This window comes from Devosia enhydra (assembly GCF_900119845.1).
Classification (GTDB): Bacteria; Pseudomonadota; Alphaproteobacteria; order Rhizobiales; family Devosiaceae; genus FPKU01.
Genome location: NZ_FPKU01000003.1, coordinates 488,887 through 510,736 on the forward strand (window position 1 = coordinate 488,887; position 21,850 = coordinate 510,736).

Annotated in this window: 20 protein-coding genes and 1 riboswitch; of the genes, 6 read left to right on the top strand and 14 right to left on the bottom strand. The window is 66.3% G+C overall.

Translation table 11 applies throughout. The features are described from left to right. Positions 1–109: 109 nt before the first annotated feature. Positions 110–1,222, bottom strand: coding sequence for a 2'-deoxycytidine 5'-triphosphate deaminase (locus tag BT183_RS17145; RefSeq protein ID WP_072345763.1), 1,113 nt, complete (start codon positions 1,220–1,222; stop codon positions 110–112). Between the two features lie 115 nt (positions 1,223–1,337). Beyond that, a riboswitch (SAM riboswitch) is annotated at positions 1,338–1,417 on the top strand. Positions 1,418–1,477: 60 nt separating this feature from the next. On the opposite strand from BT183_RS17145, the gene metZ reads away from it, so the two are divergent. Beyond that, on the top strand, positions 1,478–2,683 hold the full coding sequence (gene metZ / locus BT183_RS17150; protein ID WP_072346340.1) for an O-succinylhomoserine sulfhydrylase: 1,206 nt from the start codon (positions 1,478–1,480) through the stop codon (positions 2,681–2,683). A 51-nt stretch (positions 2,684–2,734) separates the two neighbouring features. On the opposite strand, the gene BT183_RS17155 is transcribed toward metZ, so the two are convergent. The 6 genes from BT183_RS17155 to BT183_RS17180 form a co-directional block, all read right to left on the bottom strand. After that, entirely contained in the window at positions 2,735–3,340 is a 606-nt protein-coding gene (locus BT183_RS17155) for a CDP-alcohol phosphatidyltransferase family protein (protein WP_072345765.1), read from the bottom strand. Positions 3,341–3,415: 75 nt separating this feature from the next. Next, entirely contained in the window at positions 3,416–6,535 is a 3,120-nt protein-coding gene (locus BT183_RS17160) for an efflux RND transporter permease subunit (protein ID WP_143145866.1), read from the bottom strand. A 25-nt stretch (positions 6,536–6,560) separates the two neighbouring features. After that, on the bottom strand, positions 6,561–7,862 hold the full coding sequence (locus BT183_RS17165) for an efflux RND transporter periplasmic adaptor subunit (RefSeq protein ID WP_244545372.1): 1,302 nt from the start codon (positions 7,860–7,862) through the stop codon (positions 6,561–6,563). A 177-nt stretch (positions 7,863–8,039) separates the two neighbouring features. Then, positions 8,040–9,038, bottom strand: coding sequence for an Hsp33 family molecular chaperone (locus tag BT183_RS17170; RefSeq protein WP_072346346.1), 999 nt, complete (start codon positions 9,036–9,038; stop codon positions 8,040–8,042). Positions 9,039–9,197: 159 nt separating this feature from the next. Then, positions 9,198–10,130 carry an ornithine carbamoyltransferase gene (gene argF, locus BT183_RS17175; RefSeq protein ID WP_072345767.1) on the bottom strand — a complete coding sequence of 311 codons (933 nt, stop codon included), beginning with the start codon at positions 10,128–10,130 and terminating at the stop codon, positions 9,198–9,200. A 126-nt stretch (positions 10,131–10,256) separates the two neighbouring features. Next, positions 10,257–11,459, bottom strand: coding sequence for an aspartate aminotransferase family protein (locus tag BT183_RS17180; protein ID WP_072345769.1), 1,203 nt, complete (start codon positions 11,457–11,459; stop codon positions 10,257–10,259). Between BT183_RS17180 and BT183_RS20555 the strand changes: the two genes are divergently transcribed. After that, positions 11,458–11,643 (top strand): hypothetical protein, encoded by a 186-nt coding sequence (locus tag BT183_RS20555; RefSeq protein WP_143145867.1) that lies wholly within the window; start codon positions 11,458–11,460, stop codon positions 11,641–11,643. The genes BT183_RS17180 and BT183_RS20555 overlap by 2 nt on opposite strands. A 196-nt stretch (positions 11,644–11,839) precedes the next feature. Continuing rightward, positions 11,840–12,412, top strand: coding sequence for a GcrA family cell cycle regulator (locus BT183_RS17185; RefSeq protein WP_072345771.1), 573 nt, complete (start codon positions 11,840–11,842; stop codon positions 12,410–12,412). Positions 12,413–12,540: 128 nt separating this feature from the next. Here the strand turns inward: BT183_RS17185 and phoB are convergent, their stop codons facing one another. The 7 genes from phoB to BT183_RS17220 all read right to left on the bottom strand — a co-directional run bounded on the left by phoB (position 12,541) and on the right by BT183_RS17220 (position 20,032). Continuing rightward, positions 12,541–13,236: a phosphate regulon transcriptional regulator PhoB gene (gene phoB, locus BT183_RS17190; protein WP_072345773.1), complete on the bottom strand. Its 696-nt coding sequence runs from the start codon at positions 13,234–13,236 to the stop codon at positions 12,541–12,543. Positions 13,237–13,239: 3 nt separating this feature from the next. Beyond that, entirely contained in the window at positions 13,240–13,950 is a 711-nt protein-coding gene (gene phoU / locus BT183_RS17195) for a phosphate signaling complex protein PhoU (RefSeq protein WP_072345775.1), read from the bottom strand. Between the two features lie 14 nt (positions 13,951–13,964). Continuing rightward, the gene (gene pstB, locus BT183_RS17200; RefSeq protein WP_072345777.1) at positions 13,965–14,786 is read right to left on the bottom strand and encodes a phosphate ABC transporter ATP-binding protein PstB; all 822 of its coding nucleotides are present in this window, start codon (positions 14,784–14,786) and stop codon (positions 13,965–13,967) included. Between the two features lie 28 nt (positions 14,787–14,814). After that, positions 14,815–16,101 carry a phosphate ABC transporter permease PstA gene (gene pstA / locus BT183_RS17205; RefSeq protein ID WP_072345779.1) on the bottom strand — a complete coding sequence of 429 codons (1,287 nt, stop codon included), beginning with the start codon at positions 16,099–16,101 and terminating at the stop codon, positions 14,815–14,817. Positions 16,102–16,109: 8 nt separating this feature from the next. Beyond that, positions 16,110–17,489, bottom strand: coding sequence for a phosphate ABC transporter permease subunit PstC (gene pstC / locus BT183_RS17210; RefSeq protein ID WP_072345781.1), 1,380 nt, complete (start codon positions 17,487–17,489; stop codon positions 16,110–16,112). 63 nt (positions 17,490–17,552) lie between these two features. After that, the gene (locus BT183_RS17215) at positions 17,553–18,590 is read right to left on the bottom strand and encodes a substrate-binding domain-containing protein (RefSeq protein WP_072345783.1); all 1,038 of its coding nucleotides are present in this window, start codon (positions 18,588–18,590) and stop codon (positions 17,553–17,555) included. A gap of 170 nt (positions 18,591–18,760) precedes the next feature. Then, entirely contained in the window at positions 18,761–20,032 is a 1,272-nt protein-coding gene (locus BT183_RS17220) for an ATP-binding protein (RefSeq protein WP_244545373.1), read from the bottom strand. Positions 20,033–20,114: 82 nt separating this feature from the next. Between BT183_RS17220 and ppk2 the strand changes: the two genes are divergently transcribed. The 3 genes from ppk2 (at position 20,115) to BT183_RS17235 (ending at position 21,850) form a co-directional block, all read left to right on the top strand. Further along, positions 20,115–20,966: a polyphosphate kinase 2 gene (gene ppk2, locus BT183_RS17225; RefSeq protein ID WP_143145868.1), complete on the top strand. Its 852-nt coding sequence runs from the start codon at positions 20,115–20,117 to the stop codon at positions 20,964–20,966. An 82-nt stretch (positions 20,967–21,048) separates the two neighbouring features. Then, positions 21,049–21,444: a DUF7662 domain-containing protein gene (locus tag BT183_RS17230; RefSeq protein ID WP_072345785.1), complete on the top strand. Its 396-nt coding sequence runs from the start codon at positions 21,049–21,051 to the stop codon at positions 21,442–21,444. Next, complete coding sequence (locus BT183_RS17235; protein ID WP_244545374.1) at positions 21,437–21,850, top strand: type II toxin-antitoxin system VapC family toxin; 414 nt, start codon at positions 21,437–21,439, stop codon at positions 21,848–21,850. Before BT183_RS17230 ends, BT183_RS17235 begins: the two co-directional genes overlap by 8 nt.

Below are 21,850 nucleotides of genomic sequence, written 5' to 3' on the forward strand. Positions count from 1 at the left end.
GGGAACCTTCTAGGCGCAACGGCGGATGCGCGGCTGCGGTTCCGGCAAAAAAGCGAAAAACCGGCGGCAATTTCGCGTCCGCCCGGCGGCGGGCCGGAGGCAGGCGCCCTCAGCTTTGCCGATAGGGGCGGAAATGCTTGGAGAGTTTCAGCGTCTGGGCCTGGTAGTTCGAGCCCAGCCCCGTGCCATAGAGCCGGTCGGCGGGCGCCGCCAGCCGCTCATAGACGAGGCGCCCGATGGTCTGGCCATGGTCGAGCAGGAACGGCACCTCGCGGCTGCGCACCTCGAGCACCGCCCGCGCGCCCGTGCCGCCCGCTGCCGAATGCCCGAAGCCGGGGTCGAAAAACCCGGCATAATGCACCCGGAATTCCCCCACCAGCGGATCGAACGGCACCATCTCGGCGGCATGGCCGGGGGGCACATGCACCGCCTCGCGGCTCACGAGAATGTAGAATTCATCGGGATCGAGGATGAACTGCTCCGAGCCGCGATTGACGAGCGGATCCCAGAAATCGAGCACATCGAGCGCATCTTTGCGGTCCATGTCGATGACCGCCGTATGCCGCTTGGAGCGAAAGCCGATGAGCCCGTTGCGCCCCTCGCCCTTGAGGTCGATGGAGAGCGAGACCCCGTCGGCCACCGGCTCGTTCTCGTCCACCACCAGCGTCTCGGCGGCATGCAGGGCCCGGTGGCCATCGGCATCGAGCCGTGCATCCCCGACGCGGAACCGCATCTGCGAAAGCCGCGAACCTGTACGCACCCGCACCGGAAAGGTGCGCGGGCTGATTTCGAGATAGAGCGCGCCCTCATAGCCTGCCGGCAGGATGTCGAAGCCGCGCGCATGGTCCCCGATGACGCGGGTGAACACATCGAGCCGCCCGGTAGAGGATTTGGGGTTGGCGCTGGCGCTGACGTCGGCCGGCAGGTCCAGCGCCTCGAGCAGCGGCACGAGATAGACGCAGTTGCGCTCGAGCACCGCGCCGTCGCTGAGATCGAGTTCGTGCAGCACAAGGCTGTCGATGCGGTCGGCCACCGTGTGGCCCGGCCCCGGCAGAAAGCTCGCCCTGATGCGCCAGGCCTTGGGGCCCAGCCGCAGGTCAAGGCTGGCCGGCTGCACCTGGTCGGGGTCGAAGCTGCGCGCCGCGCGGATGGCACCCGCCGACGCCAGCCGTTCGATCAGGCGGGCCGGAAAGACGCCCTCAGGCCAATTCTGCGTGTCCATCCTGCCTCGCCCGGGCACCGTTTCGGCCCCTTCCCTAGCAACAATCACCGCGCCGGCGCAATCGGGCCCGAAGCACGCTTGCCGATTGACGGATCGACCGTGCTGGGCTTAGAACGCCATCCACAGTGGTGATTTGGCCGGTCCGATTGCAGCCACTTTAAACAAGTCGCTAAAGGATGCCGGAGGCTCGCCCTCCTGCCGACCGCAAGGGGGCTGGCCATCGTGCCGGCCTTTTTCATTTTCGGAAGGACGAAAATGCCCGATCCCAGGAACCCCCTCAGCGATCCCGCGCGCCGCGCCCCCGATACGCTGCTGGTGCATGGCGGCACCGAGCGCAGCCCGCATGGGGAAACCTCGGAGGCGATGTTCGTCAATTCCGGCTATATCTATCCCAGTTCAGGCGCCGCCGAGCGCCGCTTCAAGAACGAGGATCCCGGCTACATCTATTCGCGCTTCTCCAACCCCACGGTGGAGATGTTCCAGAAGCGCATCGCGCTGCTCGAAGGCGCAGAGGCAGCGCGCGGGCTTGCTACCGGCATGGCGGCGGTCACCACCGCGCTCATGAGCCAGGTGCGCGCCGGCGACCATGTCGTCTCGGCCCGGGCGCTCTTTGGGTCGTGCCGCTATGTGGTGGAGGATTTCCTGCCGCGCTGGGGCGTCACCTCGACGCTGGTCGATGGCCGCGATCCCGAGAATTTCGCCCGCGCCATGCAGCCCAACACCAAGGTCGTGTTCCTCGAAACCCCGACCAACCCGACGCTCGAACTCTGCGATATCGCGGCGGTGGCGGAGATCGCCCATGCCCATGGCGCAAAGCTCATCGTCGACAACGTCTTTGCCACCCCCATCTTCCAGTCCCCGCTCAAGCTCGGGGCCGATCTCGTCTGCTATTCGGCCACCAAGCATATCGATGGCCAGGGGCGCGCCATGGGCGGCGCCATCCTGGGGAGCCAGGAGCTGATCGGGGGCGACATCCACACCTTCATCCGCCAGACCGGGCCCTCGATGAGCCCGTTCAACGCCTGGGTGCTGCTCAAGGGCCTCGAAACCCTGTCGCTGCGCGTCGAGCGCATGGCGCAGAACGCCGCCCGTATCGCCGATTTCCTCGCCGGCCACCCCAAGGTCGCCCGGGTGCTCTATCCGCACCACAAGGATCATCCGCAATATGAGCTGGCCAAGCGCCAGATGAGCTCGGGCTCCACCCTCATCGCCTTCGAGGTCGCGGGCGGTCAGGAGAATGCCTTCAAGGTGTCGGATGCTCTGGCCATCATCCTGATCTCGAACAATCTGGGCGATGCCAAGTCGATCATTACCCATCCGCGCACCACGACCCACCAGCGGCTGAGCGAGGAGATCCGCCTCGAATCCGGCATCACCCCGGGGCTCCTGCGGCTGTCGGTGGGGCTTGAATCGGCTGACGACCTCATCGCCGATCTCAGCTACGCGCTCGATCAGGTCTGAGTGCGGCTCCGCGCCCGGATGCCGCCGAGAGCCGGCATCCGGTTTTGCGCCTCAGCGAAACAGCCGCCAGGCGAGCAGCACCCGGCTCGTGCCGGTGATCACGCAGCCGGCGGCGAACACCAGCGCGATCAGCGGAAACGCCTGCGGAAAAAGGCAGAAGGCGACAAAGAACAGGATCGTCTCGGTACCCTCGAGCAGTCCGCCGGTGAAATAGAGCGATTTGAGCCCGCGCGCCGCCGTTTCGAGCCCGCGCCGCTCGGCCAGCACCGCATAGCCCAGAAATGTCGTGCCGTTGAAATAGAAGGCCGCGAGCAGCGCCGCCCCCGGCACGGCATTGTTGGCCGGATCGGCGAGCACGAAGCCGAGCGGAATAGCGCCATAGAACAGGAAGTCGCAGGCGATATCGAGATAGCCGCCGAAATCGGTGATGCCGGCGCGTCGCGCCACGGCGCCATCGAGCCCGTCGGCCAGCCGTGAGGCCAGGATCAGCACGAGCCCTGCGGCATAGGCCCCGAGCGCTATGGCGCCGGCGGCCATGAGCCCGGCCCCGAGCCCGATCAGCGTCACCTGATTGGCCGAAAGCCCCAGCCGATGCACCGCCGCGCCCATGCGGTCGAGCGGCGGGTCGATATAGCGGCGCAGGGCGGCGTCGAGCATGCTGGCTCCTCGGGCAACCCGCGAGCCTTAGCACCGAAGCCGCGCCAACGCGGCCTCATTTCTCGGTGAGCGGGCCTATTCGGCCGCGGCCGGCCGCAGATCCGCCGCCTCCAGCTCGCGCCGCAGCCGGGCCTCTTCCTCGGCCTTGGGCTTGGAGAAGCGCGCCATCATCAGATAGGCGATGGGGGTGAGATAGAGCGTCATCACGGCCGCAAAACCGAGCCCGCCCACGATGATCCAGCCCAGTGCCGCGCGCGATTCCGCCCCGGCGCCGCCCGCCATCACCAGCGGCAGGCCGCCCAGCACGGTGGCCAGCATCGTCATCACCACCGGGCGCAGGCGGATATTGGAGGCCTCCTCGATCGCCTCGCGTACCGGCAGGCCGCGATCGCGCAGCTGGTTGGCGAATTCCACGATCAGGATGCCGTTCTTGGCCATGATGCCGACCACCAATATCAGCCCGATCTGGCTGTAGACATTGATCGACCCGCCCGTCACCAGCACCGCATAGATGGCACAGGCGAGCCCGAAGGGCACCGTGGCCATGACGATGATGGCGCTCCAGACGCTCTCGAACTGCGCCGACAGCACCAGCAGGATCACCACGAGCGCAAAGCCGAAGGTGATCAGCAGCCCGTTATTGGCATCCCCGATGGTGCGGGCTTCGGCCAGCGGCGCGATGGTCACGCCCTCGGGCAGGAGCGGCTGGGCGATGGCGAGCGCGCTCTGATAGGCATCGCCCAGCGCAAACCCGTCGAGGCTGGCGCTGACCGACACGGCGCGCCGCTGCTCCTCGCGCGTCAGGTTGGGCGCGATCGGCGCCTCGCTCAGCGTCGCGATGGTCGACATCGGCACATAGCGGCCATCGGATGTGCGCACGAACAGCCGCTCGAGATCGCGCGGATCGTTGACCGGGGAAACCGTCGAGACCATGCGCACCGAATAGCTGGAATCGTTGATGAACACGGTGCCGACATCCGAGCCGTCGATCATCGCCTGCATGGTGGTGCCCAGCCCGTTGATGTCGATGCCGAGCGCCGCGGCGCGGTCGCGATCGATGCGCAGGGTCAGCTGCGGCTGGGTGGTATCGAACCCGACGCTCACCCGCCCGAAGCGCGTGTCCTCCTCCATCACATCGGCGATGGCGCGAGCGGTCTCGGCGAGCTGTTCGTAATTGCTGCCCAGCAGCGCGAATTGCAGCCCGCTGCCGCCACCGCGGATGCCGAGGCTGTTGGGCTGGCCGGCATTGACGCGCACGCCGGGCACCGCCTGTACGAGCTGGTTGATCTCAGCGACGATCTGCTGCTGGGTGCGGCTGCGCTCTTCCCAGGGCGCGAGCGTCAAGGTGAGCGCGCCGCTGCTGGTCGAGGACCCGAAGCCCGAGATCGAGAAGATGCTGGCAATCTCGCCATTATCGACCAGGGGCTGCAACAGTTCTTCCACGCGCTGCATCTGCGAGCGGGTGAAATCGAGGCTCACCGTATTGGGCGCCGAAACGAAGAGCCGCACCTGCGCGCGGTCTTCGGGCGGGGTCAGCTCCTGCCGCAGGTTGGTAAAGACGAAATAGGCCGAGGCGGCGAAAAGGCCTGCCACGAGCAGCACGATGAGGGGATTGTCGAGGCAAAAGCGCAGCGACACCCGATAGAACCCGCCAAACAGCCGACCAAGACCCGCCAGCGGATTGCGGCCATGCCCGGCCTCGGCGCCTTTGAGCAGGCGCGAGGCCAGCATCGGGGCGAGCGTCAGCGACACGACCGAGGAGAGCAGCACGGCAATGGCGAGGGTGAAGCCGAATTCGCGGAAAAGCTGCCCCGTCTGTCCCGGCAGGAAGGAGAGCGGCACGAACACGGCCGCGAGCGTCGCCGTGGTGGCGATCACCGCGAAGAACACTTCCTGCGTGCCCAGAACCGCTGCGGCGCGCGGCCCCATGCCCATCTGTCGTCGCCGGACGATGTTTTCGAGCACGACGATGGCGTCGTCCACCACCAGCCCCGTGGCCAGCACGATGGCGAGCAGCGTCAGGATGTTGATCGAGAAGCCGGCCGCGTAGATGCCCGCCACCGTCCCGATCAGCGCGATCGGCATGGCGACGGCGGGAATGAGGGTCGCCCGCCAATCCATGAGGAAGATGAAGATGATGGCGACCACGACGCCCACCGCCACCATCAGCGAGCGCTCGACCTCGTGCAGCGCGCCGGCGATGAACACGGAATCGTCGCTCGAGATCTTGAGGTCGACGCCGGCCGGCAACACCGTCGCCATGTCGGCCACGGCCTTGTTGACGCCCTCCGAGATCTGCATCGTGTTGGACTGCGCCTGCCGCACGATCCCGAGCCCCAGGCCCGGCTTGCCATCCGAGCGCAGCCCCGACGAACTCGCCGTCGCGCCGAAAACAACGCGCGCCACATCGCCCACCTTGACGCCGTCGCGGATGACGATGTCCTCGAACTGGGCCGGGGTGGTCACCTCCGATACGGCGCGGACATTGATGTTCTGGTTGGTGCCGTTGATCGAGCCGGCCGGGCTGTCAAAGGTCAGCGTGCCCATGGCGCCGCGCACATCGGCTACCGTCAGGCCGAAGGCCGCGAGCTTGAGCGGGTCGATATCGACCTCGAACACTGGCGTGCGCGTCCCATAGACCTGCACGTCGGCGACCCCCGGCACGGCGGCGAGGCGCTCCGAGATCGTGTCTTCCACCAGCGTCGTCAGCTGGTCGATGGGCAGCGTGTCCGATGTCACGGCCAGCTGCATGATGGCGTTGGCGTCGGGGTCGGCCTTGATGATGGTGGGCGCATCGGCGCCCTCGGGCAGCCGGTTGACCAGCCGCGCCGTGGCGTCGCGCACGTCCGAGGTGGCATTGTCGAGATTGGTGCCGTCCGCGAAGGTCAGCGTCACCCGGCTCGATCCATAGGAGGAGCGCGAGGAAATCGAGGTTACGCCTTGGACGCGCGCCACCGCGCCTTCAACCAGTGCCGTCACCTCGCGGTCGACGGTTTCGGCGGCAGCGCCCGAAAAGCTGGTATTAATCGAGAGCACCGGCCGCTCGACGCTGGGCAGCTCGCGCACCTCCACCCCGAAGAGCGCGGCAAGGCCTGCCACCACGATCAGCGCGTTGACCACCACCGCCAGAACCGGGCGGCGGACGAAGAGGCCGGCGATCGCGCCGCCGCGTGCATTCTGGCTGGCAATCGACATCGTCAGGCTCCCTTGGAAGTCGTGATCAGCTGCGCGCGGCGGGGCGGGCCGGCGCTCCCGCTGCAAGGTCGTCGAGCAGGCGCACGCTGGCGCCCGGCTGCAATTGCAGCACGCCCTCGGTCACCACCTGCTGACCCTCGGCAATCTCGCCGATCACCAGCACGCCATTGCTGTTGCGCTCGACGATCTCGACAGAGGCGCGATTGACCACGCCCTCGGCATAGGTCCACACATAGGCGCCCTCGGCCGACCATTGCAGCGACAGCGGATCGACCATCGTATAGGTATCGCCGGGGAAATCGAGCGTCACCGACAAGGACATTCCGGGGCGGATGCGCCGGTCGGGATTGTCGATCGAGGCCTGCACCTGAAGCGTCCGGCTCGTGGTATCGATGCGGTTGTCGATGGCGCGCACCACGCCCGAAAAGGTCTGTCCGGGCAGCGCCACCGAGCTCACGCTCACCGGCTGGCCGATGGCGATGGCGCCCGAATAGCGCTCGGGCACCCAGAAATCGAGCCTGATGGTGGCGTTGTCCTCCACCGTGGTCACCGCCGTCTGCGCCGCCACTAGATTGCCCTGGCTCACCTGGATCAGCCCCACCGTGCCCGCTATCGGGCTGCGGATCGATCGGCGCTCCAGCGCCAGTTCGGCATTGCGCACTTCGAGCCGCGCCTGGTCGGCCGCCAGCTGCGCCGCCGAGAGCTGCACCACCGAAACCGCATTGGCATTGCGCAATTCCTGCGAACGGGTCAGCGCCGCCTCGGCCTCGCGCAGGGCCAGCTGGGCCCGGTCGAGCGCCACCTGTTCGCTCTCGCTGTCGAGTTCGGCGATCAGCGTTCCAGCCGAAACCACCTCGCCTGGCGCAACGGCAAGGGTGGTGAGGGTACCCGCCACCGGGGTGACGACGCTTACCGAGCGCGCGGCGGTGCCTTCACCCACGGCGGAGAGGCGATCATTGATGGTCGCGACGCCCACGGGCTGAACCACGACGACCGGAGTGGCACGGGCAAAGCCGCCGCGCCCGCCGCCCGGCGGACCGCCGGCTGCACCGGCACCCGGCCCAGCCTGCCCCGGCCCGCGCGCTGCGGGGGTTTCGGCGGTGGTTGCCGCCGGAGGGGCGATGGGCAGCACGATGCCGTTCTGCGCCAGCATCTGCGGGGCGCCCGGATAGAACCAGTACCAGCCGGCAAAGGCGAGCCCGAGCACGACGATGCAGAGCAAGAGCTGCTTCCACACGGGCGTGCCGCGCCGGGCATTGACCGGGGTCACCGGAGCAGGGCTGCCATCGGCATCGGCAGGCGGAAGGGTCGGAATGTGCTGGTTCACGGGGTCGTCCATCGCGGGCCACGTCGGGCGGAGACTAGGCGCCGGAACCGGGGCGTACAAATGAAACATTGGAAAGGTGGCGGGAAATTTACCGCCATCCTGCCCCTGTCATCCCGTTCACCCGCCCAGATGCCTCGGGGTTGATCGGCCTGCCTCGCAAAGAGGCAGGCGCGAAGGTCAATGCGTCTCGTCGAACTCGTGGGGCGAGAAGTGATAGTCGGCCGAGCAGAACTCGCAGACGACTTCGATCTCTCCATCCACGACCATTTCGGCGCGATCCTCGGGCGAAAAACTGTCGCGCAGCATCGCCTCGATCCTCTCGGCCGAGCAGGTGCAGCGCTCCTCGAGCGGCATGGCATCAAAGACCCTGACGCCCGTCTCGTGATAGAGCCGGAACAGCATGCGCTCGGGCGAAAGGTCGGGATCGGCCAGTTCATCGTCCGCCAGCGTGGCAAGCAGGGTGCGCGCCTGGGTCCACTTGTCGTCTTCGACGAAATCGGGGTCGAGGGCATCGGGATTGTCGAAATTGCCGTCCCCCGGCAGGTCCGGCAGCCGTCCGCCCTCGGGCGGCAGGAATTGCAGCAGCACGCCGCCGGCGCGCCAGTTCGGCCCCGGCTCGCCGCGCCGCGACAATTGCGCCACCGCCAGCCGCACCTGGGTGGGGATCTGCTCGGATTGCTGGAAATAGGTGTGCGCCACATCCTCGAGCGACCCGCCATCGAGCGGAACGATGCCCTGATAGCGCTCCATATGCAGTCCCTGGTCGACGGTCATGGCGAGATGGCCCTTGCCGAGCAACTGGCCCGGCTGGGTTTCCCCGCGCGCGATCGCCTCGGCCACGGCCTCGGCATCGAAGCGCGCATAGCCGCGCAGGCCATCGGGCACGTCGAAATCGACCACCAGCAGGTTCACCGGCCCGTCGGTCTGGGTCTGGAGGATGAAGCGGCCGGAGAATTTCAGCGACGAGCCGATGAGCCCGGCCAGCACCACCGCCTCGCCCAGAAGGCGTGCGACGGGCTCGGGATAGTCATGGCGGGTGAGGATGGCATCGAGCGCGTCGCCGAGCCGCACCACGCGTCCCCGGCAATCGAGCGCATCGAGGGTAAAGGGCAGGGCCACGTCGTCGCCGCTCTCGGGGCGATCGAGGCCAAGGGGTGAGAGCGGGGCGTCGGTCATGTTGATTTCCGTGGTCATGCAATTGCTCTTTTCGTGATCGGGCCGAGACCGCAAGCGGCCGGATCGCCGCGGATCATCCGCGACTGCCCGGCCCGAGCCGAAGGCCTCCTCACCGCCCTCTCCGCTGGCGGAGCGGGCGCATGCGAAAGGCGAGAGCTGCTAGTTGGTCGCGACCCCGAAGGCCCAGCACAGGATGGCCTTCTGGGCGTGGAGGCGGTTTTCGGCCTCGTCGAACACCACCGACTGCGGACCGTCGATCACCTCGTCGGTCACTTCGTCGCCGCGATGGGCAGGCAGGCAGTGCATGAACAGGGCGTCCTTGTTCGCCAAAGCCATCAAGCTGGTATTGACCTGGTAGGGTTTCAAGACCCGCCGGCGTTCAGCCGCATCCGTGTCGCCCATCGACACCCAGGTGTCGGTGATGACGAGATCGGCGCCCTCGACCGCCTCGCGCGGGTCCTCGATCAGCTTGACCTTGGGTCCCGCGCGGTTGATGTCGTGCATCAGGTCCTTTTCGGGGGCGTATTCGTCCGGCACCGCGATGGTCAGTTCGCAGCCGAAGAGCTCGGCGGCATTGACCCACGAATGCAGCACATTGTTGCTGTCGCCGACCCAGGCGACCTTGGCGCCTTCGATGGGGCCGCGATGCTCCTCGAAGGTCAGGAGGTCCGCCATGATCTGGCAGGGATGGGCGCGCCGCGTGAGCCCGTTGATCACCGGCACCGAGGCGTTTTCGGCCAGCTCGAGCAGGTCGGCATGACTGAGGATGCGGATCATGATGGCGTCGACATAGCGGCTCATCACCCGCGCCGTATCGGCCAGCGTCTCCTCGCGCGACAGCTGCATCTCCTGCCCGGTCAGCATCAGCGTCTCGCCCCCGAGCTGGCGCATGCCGACATCGAAGGAGACGCGGGTGCGGGTCGACTGGCGCTCGAAGATCATCGCCAGGACCTTGTCCTCAAGCAGCAGCGGCCGGTCGCCGTCCTTGAGGCGCTGCTTCAGCGCCACCGCCTGGTCGAGCATGAAGCGCAGGTCGGAATGGGAGAAATCGTCGATCGAAAGAAAATGCCGTGGGGTTCCGGTCGATGTCATGGGCCGGGATCCTTTGCGACGCCTGGAAATGGAGCGGCCGAAGCCGCGATGTCACTCTGCCCTATCGGGCAGGCAGGGACAAACGGCTTCGGCGGCGTCCAAAGTGATAAAAGGTCAGCATCGGTCTCAGCCTGCGGCCTTCCCGGATGCTGCGGCCTCGGCATCGAGCGCGGTGAAGGCATCGGCGAGCTTGCCGATGGCTTCCTCGATATCGGCGTCCGTCACCACCAGCGGCGGGATCAGCCGGACGACGTTGTCGCCCGCCGCGATGCACAGCATCTGGTGATCGTCGCGCAGGCGCACGACGAAATCCTTGACCGGCGGGGTGATCTTGATGCCCGCGAGAAGGCCCTTGCCGCGCGTTTCCACCACATACTGGGGAAAGCGCTGGGCCAGTTGCCGCAGATGCCAGGCAAAGAGCTGGCCGACCCGGTCGACCTCGGCAATGAAGCCGGGGGCGAGGATCCGGTCGAGCACGGCATTGCCCACCGCCGACGCCAGCGGATTGCCGCCATAGGTCGAGCCATGTGTGCCCGGCACCATGGATTTGGCGACTTCGGCCGTCGCGAGGCAGGCCCCGAGCGGAAAGCCGCCGCCGATGCCCTTGGCCACCGCCATGATGTCGGGCGTGATGCCGCTCCATTCATGGGCGAAGAACCGGCCCGTGCGGCCATAGCCGCACTGCACTTCGTCGAGCACCAGCAGCAGCCCGTGCGCGTCGCAGAGCGCCCGCAGCCCCTGCATGTATTCGGCCGGGAACGCGGTGACCCCGCCCTCGCCCTGCACCGGCTCGATGAGGATGGCGCAGGTCCTGGGCCCGATGGCGGCGGCGACCGCCTCGAGATTGCCGGGCTTTAGATGCTTGAACCCTTCAACCGGCGGGCCGAAGCCCTCGAGATAGGAGGGATTGCCGCCCGCCGCGATGGTGCCCAGCGTGCGCCCGTGGAACGAGCCGGTGAAGGCGATGATCTCGTAGCGATCCTTCTCGCCCTTGTCGTAGAAGTAGCGCCGCGCCGTCTTTATGGCGCATTCCACCGCCTCGGCGCCCGAATTGGTGAAGAACACCGCATCGGCGAAGGTGGCATCGACCAGCCGCTGGCCCAGCCGCTCCTGCTCGGGAATGGTGAAGGTGTTGGAGGTGTGCCAGACCTTTTCGGCGGCCGCCTTCAGCGCATTGACCAGATGCGGGTCACCATGGCCGAGCGCGTTCACCGCGATGCCGGAATGGAAATCGAGATATCGGCGCCCGTCCTGCGCGAAAAGGCGTACACCCTCGCCCCGCTCGAAGGCGAGTTCGGAGCGGGCGTAAGTGCCGTAAAGCGCGGACATGGCGGATTTCCTCCAGATGCAAGGTGTTGCAAAAAGGCCCAGAAAAACCAAAAACGCGCTGCTGACAGGCGGCGCGTTGGATGCAAATCATATGCCGCTGCGGACCTTCAAAGTCAACATGGCCGGGCAAGTCGCTGATCCGACTCCGCTTCTGCCTCAAGCCTGCGACATGGCGGTCGTCTGAGGCTTTTCCCCGTGAAAAACCGGCAGGACTCTTGCCACGGATTCCGCCAGCCGTGTAGTATGCACGCCATCGGGACACGATATCTCGTGTGGCATACCCGCTTGACCTACCATGTGTAGAGTACTTGCCATGATGTCGCCATGACAGCATGGGCTACGGGTCGGCCTTTGTTTTATTGACCAGGAGTTTTCGATCGATGGGCTGGACTGAAGAGCGCGTCGAGCTACTCAAGAAACTATGGCTCGAGGGGCTGAGTGCCAGCCAGATCGCCGCAACCCTGGGAGAAGGCGTCACCCGCAATGCCGTCATCGGCAAGGTGCACCGCCTCAAGCTGTCCGGACGCGCCAAGCCGACCAGTGCGGCACCGCGCGTGCGTCCCTCCGTCCGGCCGCCGGTGCGGCGTCCTGTCACGCCCCAGAGCGCCGGCCGGCCGGCCCTGCCCTCGCCCCAGGCGACCATTTCCACCAAGCCGCGCGGCATGCCGATGAGCGGTAGCGCCACCGCGGCCGTCCAGGGCGCTACCGCCCTCAAGATCGAGGAAGAAGTGGTCCGCGAAGTCGAGGTCGTGCAGCAGCAGGCAGAGCTCGTCATTCCGGTCGAGCAGCGCATCAGCCTGCTCGAGCTCAACGAGCACACCTGCAAATGGCCGATCGGGGACCCCCTGTCCGCCGACTTCTACTTCTGCGGCCAGCATTCGGACGAAGGCCGCCCCTATTGCGAATTCCACGCCCGCCGCGCCTTCCACCAGATGGAAAAAAAGAAGCGCTGACGTCAGGGCGTTCCGAGGCGAAGTGGATACCGCTTCGCCGTCCGGAAACGCGACAGGAGAGGGCCCTGGATCTGCGCGCCGGTTTCAGGGAAACGGCGCCAAGCCCCAAGCCCCCGGCAGCCTGACGACTACCCCGAAAAATGTTCGTCGAAGGCGTAGCCGGCGCCGCGGACGGTGCGGATCGGGTCGGGGTGGCGGCCGCGATTGATCGCCTTGCGCAGGCGGCCCACATGCACGTCCACCGTGCGCTCATCGACATAGACGTCGTTGCCCCACACCCCGTCGAGCAGCTGCTCGCGCGAATAGACGCGGCCGGGATGGCGCATGAGATATTCGAGCAGCCGGTATTCGGTGGGCCCCAGATGCACCTCGCGGCCCGAGCGGCGGACGCGGTGGCTGGTGCGATCGAGTTCGAGATCGCCGGCCTTGAGCAGCGTCGAAACCAGGAGCGGGCTGGCCCGGCGCAACAGCGCCCCGACCCGCGCCACGAGTTCGGGCACCGAGAAGGGCTTGACCACGTAGTCGTCGGCGCCGGTGGCAAGCCCGCGCACCCGCTCCTCCTCCTCGCCGCGCGCCGTGGTCATGATGATGGGCACGCGCGCGGTTTCCTCGCGGGCCCGCCAGCGCCGGCAGAGCTCGATGCCCGAGAGCCCGGGCAGCATCCAGTCGAGCAGGATGAGGTCGGGGATGGTCTCGCGCATCACCTCGGCCGCTTCGTCGCCGCTCATGGCGGTGAGGACCCGATAGCCTTCGGCCTCGAGATTGTAGCGCATGAGTTCGACGAGGTCGGCCTCGTCCTCGACGATCAGGATGCTGGCGCTCATGGTTCAGATCTTGTGCTGGACCCGCTGCAGCTCTTCGACATCGCCTGAAAGCTGCTTGCCGGTCTCGAGATAATAGGCGGCCTCGGCGATATTGGTGGCATGGTCGCCCACCCGTTCGAGGCTCTTGGCGCAGAACAGCAGGTTGGTACACTGCGAGATCGTGCGCGGGTCTTCCATCATGTAGGTCAGGAGCTCGCGAAAGAGCGAGGTGTGCAGCGCATCGACCTCGTCGTCGCCATTGCAGATGGCGATGGCCTCGGCGGCGTTGCGGGTGGCATAGGCGTCGAGCGCGCCCTTGAGCTGGCGCAGGATCAGGTCCGAGAGGTGCTTGACCCCGTTGTAAAAGCGCGGATTGAGGCTCAGCCCTTCGATCTGCAGGGCGCGCCGCGCCACCTGCTTGGCCATGTCGCCCACCCGCTCGAGGTCCGACGCGATATGGATGGAGGTCACGATCATGCGCAGGTCGCTCGCCATCGGCTGGCGGCGGGCGATGATCGAAACGGCCATCTCGTCGAGCCCGCGATGCAGCGCATCGAGCGCCTTGTCGCCGGCCACCACCTGTTTTGCGAGGTCATGATCGAGCTTGAGCAGCGCCTGCACGGCGCTCGCCACGGCCTGTTCGGCGAGCCCGCCCATGCGCGAGATGTGCTGGGCGATCTGGGTGAGTTCCTCCTCATAGGAGGAGACGATATGTTCGCTTCTGTAGCCGGGCATGGCTCGTCCCTTCCTCAGCCGATGCGGCCGGTGATGTAGTCCTGGGTCTGCTTGTGGACGGGGTTGGTGAAGATGTCCTCGGTCCTGCCCTCCTCGATCAGCTTGCCGAGGTGGAAGAACGCCGTCTTCTGCGACACGCGCGCCGCCTGCTGCATGGAGTGGGTGACGATGACGATGGTGTAGGTCTCGCGCAGCTCATCGATCAGTTCCTCGATGATGGCCGTGGCGATGGGGTCGAGCGCCGAGCAGGGCTCGTCCATCAACAGCACCTCCGGCCGCGTCGCAATCGCCCGAGCGATGCAGAGGCGCTGCTGCTGGCCTCCTGAAAGTCCCGTTCCGGGCTCATTGAGCCGATCCTTGACCTCGTTGAACAGGCCGGCGCGGCGCAACGAGGAGACGACGATCTCCTCGGTCTCGGCCTTGGTGCGCACCATGCCGTGGATCTTGGGTCCGTAGGCGACATTGTCGAAGATGGACTTGGGAAAGGGGTTGGGCTTCTGGAACACCATGCCGACGCGGGCGCGCAGCTCCACCACGTCCAGGCTGCGATCATAGATGTCCTCGCCATCGAGGGTGATGGTGCCCTCAACGCGGCAGATGGGGATGGTGTCGTTCATGCGGTTGAGGCAGCGCAGGAAGGTCGACTTGCCGCATCCTGAGGGTCCGATGAGGGACGTTACGGAATTGCGCTCGATGGCGAGGCTCACCCCGAAAAGCGCCTGCTTTTCGCCGTAGAAGACCTTGACGTCCCGGCCTTCCATCGCCACGGCGCTGGCGCCCCTGGATGCTGTGGGCCCGGCGCGGCCGGCTTCCGCGATCTCAGTCATGTCGTTCATCTTTCAAACATCCCTGTCTTGCGGCCCGTTACCAGCGGCGCTCGAGGCGCTGGCGGAGGAAGATGGCGAGGGCATTCATGATCAGCAGGAAGCCCAGGAGCACGATGATGCCTGCATTGGTTCTGGCGACGAAACCACGCTCGGGGCTGTCTGCCCAGATATAGATCTGCGTGGGCAAGGTGGTGGCCGCATCCAGAACGCCGCCCGGAGGGCTCGTGATGAAGGCGTTCATGCCGATCAGCAGCAGCGGCGCGGTTTCGCCCAGCGCAGCGGCCATGCCGATGATCGTACCGGTCAGGATGCCGGGGAAAGCCAGCGGCAGCACATGGTGGAAGATCACCTGCTGGGGCGATGCGCCCATGCCATAGGCGGCCTCGCGGATCGAGGGTGGCACGGCCTTGAGGGCATTGCGCGTCACGATGATGAGGGTGGGCAGGGTCATCAGCGCGATCACGAGGCCACCCGCCAGCGGCGCCGATCGGGGGATGCCGAAGATCTGGATGAAGACCGCCAGCCCCAGGAGACCGAAGACGATGGAGGGCACCGCCGCGAGATTGTTGATATTGACCTCGATGAGGTCGGTCCAGCGATTGCGGGGCGCGAATTCCTCGAGATAGATCGCAGCCCCGATACCGACGGGAAAGCTGACGAGAAAGCAGACGGCGACTACATAGAGCGATCCCACCATCCCGTTGAGCAGCCCGGCGATTTCGGGAAAGCGACTGTCCGGGTTGGTGAAAAGGCCCCAGTTGAAGGGTGTGGACACGCGTCCATCCGCGACGAGCTGGTCGAACCAGGCGATCTGCTGGTCGCTGACCCGACGATTTTCTGAGGCCGTGTCGCGGCGGATGACGCCTTTGTTGAGCTGATCGATGATGTCGGCCGCCGGCACTTCCAGCGTCAGCGTCCCGCCGATGAGCGCGGGATTGGCGACGACCGCGTTGCGGACGAAGAACTGGGTGTTGTTGGTCAGCAACTGCCCGAGCGCGCGCACCTGGGCAGGGCTTTCCACCCCTGGCAGCAGGGAATCGAGGCCATCGGCGACAATGGCGCGCCAGTTGGCAGCGGCAGGGTTGGCCGGATCGACGGCATCCGCTGCGATATCGAAATCGACGCGGATATGGGTCTGTACGAAGGCCTGGTAGCCGCCCACGAAGATCGTGACGAGCAGGATGCCGAGCATCCCGATCGCCGCGCTGATGGCGGCGATGCCGTAAGCGCGCAGCCGGAAATCGGCGGCTGCACGCCGCTTGCGAAGCCGCTGGCGATCATAGGGCTGCGCAGATGCGGGGCGCGAAAGCGATGCGTCGGTCATCTCAGGCCTCAATCGTACTGTTCGCGATATTTGCGCACGATGCTGAGTGCGAGCACGTTGAGGGCCAGCGTCACGAGGAACAGCATCAGGCCCAAGGCGAAGGCAGCAAGGGTCTTGGGATTGTCGAAGGCGGTGTCGCCGGTGAGCAGCGAGACGATCTGCACGGTCACGGTGGTCACCGAATCGAGCGGGTTGATATTGAGCGATGCGATCAGTCCGGCCGCCATCACCACGATCATGGTTTCACCGATGGCGCGCGACAGGGCCAGCAGAATGCCCCCTACGATGCCGGGCAGAGCAGCGGGCAGCATCACCTTTGTCATGGTCTCGGCGCGGGTGGCGCCCATGGCCAGCGAGCCATCGCGCATGTTGCGGGGCACGGCGCGGATGGCGTCGTCGGCGAGCGAGGAAATGAAGGGAATGATCATGATGCCCATCACCAGCCCCGCCGCCAGGGCGCTGTTGGGCGAGGTCGCTATGCCGAAAAGCGAGCCGGCGTTGCGCACCGCAGGGGCCACCGTGAGCACGGCGAAGAAGCCGTAGACCACGGTCGGGATGCCCGCCAGCATTTCGAGGATCGGCTTGACGATGTTGCGGACCCTGTCGCCGGCATATTCCACAAGGAAGATCGCGGTAAACAGGCCGATCGGTATGGCCACCATCATGGCGATCGAAGCGATCACGATCGTGCCGAGGAACACCGGCACCGCACCGAATGCGCCCTGACCTGCGACCTGGTCGGCGCGCATGGCGATCTGGGGCTCCCAGCGCAGCCCGAAAAGGAATTCGTGCACCGGCACCATGCGGAAGAATGCCAGCGACTCCCAGATCAGCGAAACGATGATGCCGACCGTGGTCAGGATGGCGGCCACCGAGCACAGGATCATCGTGATCAGGGTGAACCGCTCGAAACTGGTGCGGGCGCGGAAGTGCGGGCTGAGGCGCGAGGTGGTTACAAACAGCGCAAGCAGCATGACGCACAGGGCGACCACAACCATCGCCCAACCGGCGATCTGGTTCCAGCGCACCCACGTCTCGGCCGCCGCGATCACTTCGGGAGTGGGTTGGCCAAAGATCACGCCCGCCGCGACGTTCTTGATTTCGGACAGCAGCAGCGAGCGCTGTGCCACCGTGGTGCCTTCGACGAGGGAAGCGGGAAGGCTCGCCATGAGGAGGCTGTCGATGATCGAGCCCTGCACGACCAGCCAGAGCAGCACGAGCACGAGCGCCGGCACGCCGACCCATACAGCGACAAAGGCCCCGTGATAGCCGGGAAGGGAATGCGCCTGCACCGCACTGTCCGTGGCAAATCGACTGCCCGCCAGACGCCCTACGTAAAAGGCGACGAGGGCGAAGACGATGATCGCGAGGAGCAGATAGCCGGCCATGACCTGGTCTCCGGGCCCGAGGAAAGGCGGCCGGTCCCGAGGGGCCGACCGCCTGTGTAGTGCTTACTGGTAGCGCGAGAAGTGCTCGCCACCGGCAACGGCGGCACGGGTGGCATCGCGGTCGGCAGCCGGCAGCGGGATCAGGCCGCGCTCGGAGAGATAGCCGCCCTCGCCGAAGGACTCCTCGGAAACATACTCGGTGACGAATTCGTCGAGGCCGGGGATGACGCCCTTGTGCGCGTTCTTGATGTAGAAGAACAGCGGACGCGAGACGCCGTAGGAACCGTCGGCGATGGTCTCGGGGCTGGGCTCGACGCCATCGACGGCGACGGGCTTGAGGGTGTCGGTGTTCTCATAGAGGAACGAGTAGCCGAAGATGCCCAGAGCATTGGGGTCGGCATTGAGCCGCTGCACGATCAGGTTGTCGTTCTCGCCGGCTTCGACGAACGGACCGTCCTGGCGCATGCGCTCGCACACTTCGTCCTTGGCGTCGCCTTCGAGCGCGTCGATGGCCGGGAAGGCTTCGCAGCCATCGTGCATCACCAGCTCGACGAAGGCGTCACGGGTACCCGAGGTCGGCGGGGGGCCGAACACGGTGATCGGGGCGGCCGGCAGGGAGGCATCGATATCGGACCAGTTGCGGTACGGATTGTCGACGATCTCGCCATTGACTTCCACCTTGGCGGCCAGCGCCTGGAAGATCTGCGCCTTCGTCAGAGCCAGGTCCGGCCCCTGCTGGGAATGGGCGACCGAAAGCCCGTCATAGCCGATGAGGACCTCGGTGATGGAGTCGACGCCATTGGCCATGCACAGGTCGTATTCGCTCTTGGTCATGGCGCGCGACGCGCCGGTGATGTCGGCGAAATCGGTACCGACGCCACCGCAGAACACCTGGAAGCCGCCACCGGTACCGGTCGATTCGACGACCGGAGCGGTACCGCCGGTCATGGCGGCGAACTGCTCGGCAACGGCCTGGGTGTAGGGGAACACGGTCGAGGAGCCGACGATGCGGATCTGGTCACGGGTCTGCGCGGCGGCATTGGTGGCGGCCAGGGCAGCGGTCGCGAGCACGGCGACGCTGGCGAAGGTCGAGAATTTCATGGTCGTTCCTTTCGGACTGGATGTCGGGCGGATCCCGGTGCGAGGCGCCGGTATCTCCCGGCCGCCCGCTTTGACGAGGCGCACCCTATTTGCTCCTTACCAATGGATTTATGACAGCGAGGCAACGCTTTTATGACAGGCCAAGGCGTTGATTCCCCTCATCATTTCCCTCAACGCGGGAAAAGCACCTCGACCTTCGTGCCCACTCCGGGGGTCGAGCGGATGGTGAGCACGCCCCGGTGGCGCGCCACGATGTGCTTGACGATGGCGAGCCCGAGCCCCGTGCCCTTCTTTTTCCGGCTCTGGTCGGCATCCACCCGATAGAAGCGCTCGGTCAGCCGCGGCACGTGTTCGGCCGCGATGCCCGGCCCATGGTCCTCGACGCTGACCACGAGGTCGTAGCCGTGCCGCGTCGCCCTGCCGAGCACCAGCTCCACCCGCCCGCCATCGCCGCCATATTTGATGGCATTCTCGAGCAGGTTCTCGAACACTTCGTAGAGTTCGTCGCGGTCCCCCGTCACCGTCGCGGGCACGACTCCGATATCGAGCGCCACCGCAACTCCCGCCTGTTCCGCCTGGGTCTCCAGCCCGTCGCGCACATCGGCGAGAAGACGTGCAAGATCGACGCTGTCGGTGGGCCGCATGTGCTGGCGCATCTCGATGCGCGAGAGCGACAGCAGGTCATCGATCAGCTTGGACATTCGGGTGGCCTGCTGGCGCATGATGCCGAGGAAGCGCTCGCGCGCCGCCGCATCCCTGGCGGCCGGCCCGAGCAGCGTATCGATGAAGCCCATCAGCGAGGTCAGCGGCGTGCGCAGCTCATGGCTGGCATTGGCGATGAAATCTGTGCGCAGCGCATCGATGCGCTTTTCGGGCGTCAGGTCGCGCAGGGTGATCACCAGCACCCCGGCCGGCACGCCCGAGCCCTCGGGCAGCGGCATCACCGACAGGGCGTACCAGGTCTCGTTGGGCACAGTGAGGTGGATTTCGGCGCTCGCCGGCGCCCCGGTCTCGCGCACGGCGGCAATCGCGGCGCCCAGCGCCGGCCATCGCAGCCCCAGGGCGATCTGGGTGCCCGGCGCCGCAACCCCGAATTGCTGGCCGGCCGCGCCGTTGCGATGCATGATCGTGCCGCGATGATCAACGAGCAGGCAGGGGTCGACCAGCGTATCGGCAAAGCGCGAAACGATGGCGAGCGCGGCCTGCCGGCCCTCGCTGCGCGACGTTCCCTCGACCACATCCTCGCTTCGGCGGGCCGGCACCGGCAGCGCCAGCACGAGGGCGCCCAGCAGCGCGACGGCAAGCATCGCCTCTCCCGCCCCGATCCGTCCCGCAACGACAAAACCCAGCGGCCCGAGCGCCGCGACCAGCAGCGCCGGCGCGCGCTGCCGAATGTGGTGCGCGAACCTTGCAGTGGCCCCGGCGTTCGTGTCTGTGGTCAATCGCACCTCGATGGCCCCCGCGCGCGCGACTTGCGTCGCGGGCGGCTCCATAGCACGTTTGGCGACCAACGGAGAGCCAGCCATGAGCGATCTCGATTTCGATCTCGATGCCCCGGAACTGCCCCGCTCGATCAAGAAGGGCGCCATCACCTCGGGCGGCTATCCTTATGCGGCGGGCATGGAAAAGGAGGAATACGAGGCGGCGCTCTACCAGCTTCACCTGCAATTGGCCCTGCTTCAAAAGCACGAGATCGCCACCGGGCAGCGCACGGTCATCGTCTTTGAAGGGCGCGATGCGGCCGGCAAGGGCGGCGCCATCGCCACCTATGTCGAGCATTTGAACCCGCGCCTCACCTATCACGTCGCCCTGCCCAAGCCGAGCGACCGGGAGCGCACGCAATGGTATTTCCAGCGCTATGTCGACTGGTTGCCGGCGGCCGGCGAGACCGCCCTGTTCGACCGCTCCTGGTACAACCGGGCCGGCGTCGAGCCGGTGATGGGGTTCTGCACCCCCGAGGAGACCGAGAAATTCCTCGCCGAGGCGCCACGTTTCGAGCAGATGCTGGTCAATGACGGCATCAAGCTCTTCAAGTTCTGGCTCGCCATCGGCCGCGAGATGCAGATGAAGCGCTTCCATGACCGGCGGCACGACCCGCTCAAGCACTGGAAGCTCTCCCCGGTCGATCTCGAGGCGCTGGCGCGCTACGACGCCTACAGCGCCGCACGCACGCGGATGATCGAAACCACCCACACCCGCCACGCCCCCTGGACGGTGATCCGCGCCAACGACAAGCGCCGGGCGCGGCTCAACCTCATCCGCACCGTGCTGCTCGGGCTCGACTACGAGGGCAAGGACCTCGCCGCCATCGGCGCCGTCGACCCCCTCATCGCCCTCCCCGGCCCTGCCTTCCTCGACCAGACCGACGGGTGCTGAAGTCTACAAAGACTTAATGTGTTGACATGACAGCTTGCACCGCCGATGTTCAGTGCAGATTGTCTCGCGCCGGGAGGCCGCCATGTCGAAATACACGCCCCTGACAGCGTTTCTCGCCAACGCCGCGCCGCGCCGGCTCAAGCTCACTTTTGCGGAGATCGAGCAGGTCCTGGGGTTCCCTCTGCCGTCGTCCAAACGATACCCGGCATGGTGGAGCAACAATCCCTCCAACAACGTGATGACGAAGGCCTGGCTCAAGGCGGGCTACCGCACCGAGCAGGTCGATGTCGCCAACGAAAACGTGGTGTTCTCTGCCGTATCGGCCAAGGCACCGGCGGCATCGGCTCCATCACAGGCAACATCCCCGCGCAGCGGCCGCAGCCCGCTTCATGGCTGCCTGAAGGGCACGACGATCGTCATGCCCGGCGTCGATCTGACCAAGCCCGCCGATAGCGAATGGGGCAATGTCTATGACTAGGCTGCTGCTCGACACCTGCGCGCTGATCTGGCTCGTCGAAGGCGAGCCGCTCTCCGAGCAGGCCCTGGCGGCAGTCGACCAGTCCTATGTCGAGGGTGTGCCCGTGATGGTCTCGCCGTTTTCGGCATGGGAACGCGGGATGCTGATCGCCAAGGGGCGGCTGGCCTCGCCAATCCCGCCCCTGGCCTGGTTCGAGCGACTGCTCGACCGGCCCGAGATCGGGCTGGCCGACCTCAGCCCGGCCATTCTGACGCAGGCGTCCTTCCTGCCGGGCAAGCCGCACAACGATCCGGCCGACCGGATCATGATCGCAACGGCACGAGAGTTGGATCTGACCCTCGTGACGCGCGACGACGCGATCCTGAATTACGCAGCGCAAGGGCACGTCCGTGCCCTGCCCTGCTGA

Bases quoted from the DNA above. Each gene is read 5' to 3' on its own strand.
- argF (WP_072345767.1), bottom strand. From the start codon at position 10,130: ATGACATCGACCGGAACCCCACGGCATTTTCTTTCGATCGACGATTTC.
- BT183_RS17170 (WP_072346346.1), bottom strand. From the start codon at position 9,038: ATGACCGACGCCCCGCTCTCACCCCTTGGCCTCGATCGCCCCGAGAGC.
- BT183_RS17180 (WP_072345769.1), bottom strand. From the start codon at position 11,459: ATGTCCGCGCTTTACGGCACTTACGCCCGCTCCGAACTCGCCTTCGAG.
- BT183_RS17215 (WP_072345783.1), bottom strand. From the start codon at position 18,590: ATGAAATTCTCGACCTTCGCCAGCGTCGCCGTGCTCGCGACCGCTGCC.
- pstC (WP_072345781.1), bottom strand. From the start codon at position 17,489: ATGGCCGGCTATCTGCTCCTCGCGATCATCGTCTTCGCCCTCGTCGCC.
- BT183_RS20555 (WP_143145867.1), top strand. From the start codon at position 11,458: ATGGCGGATTTCCTCCAGATGCAAGGTGTTGCAAAAAGGCCCAGAAAA.
- BT183_RS17160 (WP_143145866.1), bottom strand. From the start codon at position 6,535: ATGTCGATTGCCAGCCAGAATGCACGCGGCGGCGCGATCGCCGGCCTC.
- BT183_RS17185 (WP_072345771.1), top strand. From the start codon at position 11,840: ATGGGCTGGACTGAAGAGCGCGTCGAGCTACTCAAGAAACTATGGCTC.
- BT183_RS17235 (WP_244545374.1), top strand. From the start codon at position 21,437: ATGACTAGGCTGCTGCTCGACACCTGCGCGCTGATCTGGCTCGTCGAA.
- metZ (WP_072346340.1), top strand. From the start codon at position 1,478: ATGCCCGATCCCAGGAACCCCCTCAGCGATCCCGCGCGCCGCGCCCCC.
- ppk2 (WP_143145868.1), top strand. From the start codon at position 20,115: ATGAGCGATCTCGATTTCGATCTCGATGCCCCGGAACTGCCCCGCTCG.
- phoB (WP_072345773.1), bottom strand. From the start codon at position 13,236: ATGAGCGCCAGCATCCTGATCGTCGAGGACGAGGCCGACCTCGTCGAA.
- pstA (WP_072345779.1), bottom strand. From the start codon at position 16,101: ATGACCGACGCATCGCTTTCGCGCCCCGCATCTGCGCAGCCCTATGAT.
- BT183_RS17145 (WP_072345763.1), bottom strand. From the start codon at position 1,222: ATGGACACGCAGAATTGGCCTGAGGGCGTCTTTCCGGCCCGCCTGATC.
- pstB (WP_072345777.1), bottom strand. From the start codon at position 14,786: ATGAACGACATGACTGAGATCGCGGAAGCCGGCCGCGCCGGGCCCACA.
- BT183_RS17230 (WP_072345785.1), top strand. From the start codon at position 21,049: ATGTCGAAATACACGCCCCTGACAGCGTTTCTCGCCAACGCCGCGCCG.
- phoU (WP_072345775.1), bottom strand. From the start codon at position 13,950: ATGCCCGGCTACAGAAGCGAACATATCGTCTCCTCCTATGAGGAGGAA.
- BT183_RS17155 (WP_072345765.1), bottom strand. From the start codon at position 3,340: ATGCTCGACGCCGCCCTGCGCCGCTATATCGACCCGCCGCTCGACCGC.